This is a genomic window from Terribium retamae, from assembly GCF_022347545.1.
Taxonomy (GTDB): domain Bacteria; phylum Pseudomonadota; class Alphaproteobacteria; order Rhizobiales; family Rhizobiaceae; genus Mesorhizobium; species Mesorhizobium retamae.
Window position 1 is genome coordinate 1 of the sequence record NZ_JAKREW010000102.1, and the last position, 3,569, is coordinate 3,569.

At 61.0% G+C, this 3,569-nt stretch carries 6 protein-coding genes; 4 read left to right on the forward strand and 2 right to left on the reverse strand.

Going from position 1 to position 3,569, the window contains the following annotated elements; translation table 11 throughout:
- Positions 1–159: 159 nt before the first annotated feature.
- Entirely contained in the window at positions 160–489 is a 330-nt protein-coding gene (locus L4923_RS30625) for a hypothetical protein (RefSeq protein WP_239370859.1), read from the reverse strand.
- 333 nt (positions 490–822) lie between these two features.
- On the opposite strand from L4923_RS30625, the gene L4923_RS30630 reads away from it, so the two are divergent.
- The 4 genes from L4923_RS30630 (at position 823) to L4923_RS30645 (ending at position 2,016) form a co-directional block, all read left to right on the forward strand.
- Positions 823–1,053: a hypothetical protein gene (locus L4923_RS30630; RefSeq protein WP_239370860.1), complete on the forward strand. Its 231-nt coding sequence runs from the start codon at positions 823–825 to the stop codon at positions 1,051–1,053.
- Positions 1,054–1,115: 62 nt separating this feature from the next.
- Positions 1,116–1,448: an ADP-ribosylation/crystallin J1 gene (locus L4923_RS30635; RefSeq protein WP_425531046.1), complete on the forward strand. Its 333-nt coding sequence runs from the start codon at positions 1,116–1,118 to the stop codon at positions 1,446–1,448.
- Positions 1,445–1,666, forward strand: coding sequence for a CPCC family cysteine-rich protein (locus tag L4923_RS31035; RefSeq protein WP_343304493.1), 222 nt, complete (start codon positions 1,445–1,447; stop codon positions 1,664–1,666). Before L4923_RS30635 ends, L4923_RS31035 begins: the two co-directional genes overlap by 4 nt.
- A 26-nt stretch (positions 1,667–1,692) precedes the next feature.
- Positions 1,693–2,016 carry a DUF4304 domain-containing protein gene (locus tag L4923_RS30645; protein WP_239370862.1) on the forward strand — a complete coding sequence of 108 codons (324 nt, stop codon included), beginning with the start codon at positions 1,693–1,695 and terminating at the stop codon, positions 2,014–2,016.
- 76 nt (positions 2,017–2,092) lie between these two features.
- On the opposite strand, the gene L4923_RS30650 is transcribed toward L4923_RS30645, so the two are convergent.
- On the reverse strand, positions 2,093–2,527 hold the full coding sequence (locus L4923_RS30650; RefSeq protein WP_239370863.1) for a DUF6678 family protein: 435 nt from the start codon (positions 2,525–2,527) through the stop codon (positions 2,093–2,095).
- Between the last annotated feature and the right edge of the window lie 1,042 nt (positions 2,528–3,569).

The window sequence follows — 3,569 nt, forward strand, 5'->3', positions numbered from 1 at the left end:
CAGTCGGCAGTCGGCAGTCGGCAGTCGGCAGTCGGCAGTCGGCAGTCGGCAGTCGGCAGTCGGCAGTCGGCAGTCGAGGGATCGCAAACGTTGCTTGGCCGTCAAGCCATCGTCGCGCCGATAACCGGATTTCTATCCGACTGCCGACTGCCTATTTCCCTATTTCTCCCGCAACGTGCTCAACTGAGCGCTGTCGCGCTGGACGGTTGCGCCGGCGCCGTGGCCCGGCCCGGCGTCTTCGGTTTCCCGCAACCGCTCGTCAGGTCGCAGCAAGCGGCCGCCCTTGTCGAACTCAACCACGGCTCCGATAGCCAAGGTAGCGTGCAGCACGGCCTTTTCGATGCAGGCCACGGGAACGTTCTGGAAGCGGCCGGTGCGCCGGATCGCGGCTGCGATGGCCGAGACGTTGACATAACCGTCGGAGGCCTGGGCTTCGATAACGGCATCCCAGGCTTCACTGAGCATTCTTGCCGGAAGGGGGCGTTTCATCGTCCGCTCCTTTCGTTGGAAGGAATGCTCACACCGCATCCCTTCGTTGTGTTCATCCAAAAATTCCGAAGCGCTGCCTCGCAGTCTTGGGACCATGCATTAGCGGAAGGTGATAGTGCGCCCTCAAACCGCCAAACGCAACCTAAAATCGAAATTATTTCAATATTATCATATAGTTAGTAGAGTGCGCGGCATGGAGTTTCTATGCCGGCTGCTGACTCTGAGCAGAATCCCCTTGCAGCTTACAAACAGTGAACTAAGTATTTAGCATAGCTTATGTCACTTACTCATTTTTTGGGTTCAGCCCGGAAGGACGTGCGAGGGGAGGCATCGATGGCGGATCTTGAAAGGGCCGAAAGGCTGCAGATCATGCTGAGCAGCGACGAACTGGAAGCGCTGGAAAACTGGCGCTACGAAAAACGCATGCCCTCGCGCGCCGCCGCCATCCGCGAATTGCTGCGGCTGGGCTTGGCCGCCGAGGGTATCCCGATCAACGGCCAGGGTATCAAATCGCGCGATTTCGGCGTGTTGTCGGCGAATGGTGGCGAAGAAGGCACTGAGTGAGGCTGCGCGACAGACCGACATGATCCCGGGAGAAGCAGGATGACCGCGGAGCGCGTCACGCTGTGGCGGCCGGTGGCCCGGAAGAGCTCGCCCTCATCCGCCAGGCCGGGATGAAAGCCTTCCCGCCCAGGCTGCCGGACCAGCCTATCTTCTATCCCGTCACCACGCAGGACTATGCGGTGAAGATCGCGCGCGATTGGAACGTGCCGCGCAGCGGGGTCGGCTATGTCACGCGGTTTTCGGTGCGCCGCGACTTCCTCGACCGCTACCCCATCCAGGAAGCGGGCGGACGCGCGCACAGCGAATATTGGATACCGGCCGAAGAGCTCGACGCATTCAACGCAGCCATCGTCGGCGAGATCGAGGTGATCCTCGAATTCCGGGGACAAGCGTGAGCGGCGTCCGCTGCCCATGCTGCGGATTTCGCACAGTGGATCAGAGTGGCGCCTTCGAGATCTGCCCCGTCTGCCAGTGGGAGGACGATGGCCAGGGAGACAGTAATCTTGACGTGGTTCGCGGCGGCCTGAACGGAGACCTGTCGCTGCAGCAGGCACGGCTGAACTTCGCCGCCTTCGGCGCCTGCTCGGAAGAAGCCTTGCCGTTCGGTCGATAGCCATTGGATGACGAGCGGTAAGGCAGATGTGGAACGAGAAAGAGATCGGCGAGCGTCTTGTTGCAGCAGGTTTCCTGAGGTGCCGGCCGCGCAACTGGGTGCGGCGCACCGCCGATTTCGTCCAGCTCGTGAACCTGCAGCGTTCGCGATGGTCGAAAGAAGACAGCTATCTGAACTTCGCGCTTTGGCCGACGCTGATGGGCGAGCCGCCCTCCCTCACTGAGAACACGTTCCCGTTCCGGCTGCGGGTCGAACGGTTCGACGGCTACGATATCTCGGCCTTCCTGTTGCGGTTGGAGCGTGACTTCGGATCGTTCAATCGGTTGCGGCAATCGATCGAGGCCTATTGATCGGGCTTCGTGACCCTTCGGATGCAGGACATTCTGGCCGGCACCGGGTGACGGCGACCCCGGGATGCCTTCGGGCTCATTTCACATGTCCGACAACCCGAAAGCCCAGTTCGGTCTCTTCGATCGGATAGCGTTTTCCGGTGGCTTCGATCGCCGCGCGGATGACATCTGTGTCCTGGGGGACAAGCCCGTCCGGCACATTGTCCGGTCTTTTGACCCTTACGATCCGCCTGAACTCGATCCACTCTATGTCGACCAGCGGCAGGATATGAAAAGGCTGCAGATCGATGAACGCATGCGGCGGATAGAGACCTGGCAACGATGACAGGTGCTCCCGGTCGTCGCCGATGAACTTCACCACGATGCCCTCGACCTTGACCTCGCTTGCCCGCAGCGCGTCGAAAAGCGCTCGCCACTTCGAATTGGACATCAGCGAGGCCGCATAGGTCTCGGCCGCCTCCTTCTTCGCCTTCCGAAGCTCATCGTTCAAGGTGGCTGCCACTTTTGTCACGAACCCTTCCAAGGCCGCCAGACTAGAGCAAGCACGAGAACCCGTGCAACGCCGCGAAGGCCGTAGCCCGATCGCAGCCGGAGCACGGAGGTTTGCATGCCAGCTCCCCTCGTACCGTTCGCGAGAGAGCTCCGAAACACCGGGATGTGGGCGTTGTTCACGCAACATCCCTCATCGTGGGGTGCAAACTCGCATTGGCTGAAAGTGTGGTGCGTCCTTCGAGGCTCGCTTCGCTCGCACCTCAGGATGAGGGAGGTCGTGCAACGGCGCCTAAATCTGCGACGTTTCAGAAACTCGCCTGAACGGCACAACCGCCCTCCTGAGGTGCGAGCCCGCACATCGGCTGAAGGCATTGTGCGCTTCTTCGAGGGCGAGCCTCGAAGGACGCACCCAAAGCAAGCCTCCATGCTCCAAACTGTTTCGGAACTTGGTGGCGCCTCACACAACGCCTCTCATCCTTGCGCAAGGCGTGGTGCGTCCTTCGAGGCTCGCTGCGCTCGCACCTCAGGATGAGGGAGATCGTGCAACGGCGCCTAATCTGCGACATCTCAGAAACTCGCCTGAACGGCACAACGGCCCTTATCCTGAGGTGTGAGCCTGCACATCGGCTGAAGGCATTGCGCAGTCCTTCGTGGGCGAGCCTCGAAGGACGCACCCAAAGCAAGCCTCCATGCTCCGAACTGTTTCGGAACTTGGTGGCGCCTCACACAACACCCCTCATCCTTGCGCAAGGCGTGGTGCGTCCTTCGAGGCTCGCTTCGCTCGCACCTCAGGATGAGGGAGGTCGTGCAACTACGCCTAAATCTACGACGTTTCAGAAACTCGCCTGAACGGCACAATCGCCCTCATCCTGAGGTGCGAGCCCGCACATCGGCTGAAGGTGTCGCGCGGTTCTTCGAGGGCGAGCCTCGAAGGACGCACCCGAAGCAAGCCTCCATGCTCCAAACCTGTTTCGGAACTTGGCGGCGCCTCACACAACGCCGCTCATCCTTGCGCAGGCGTGGTGCGTCCTTCGAGGCTCGCTGCGCTCGCACCTCAGGAT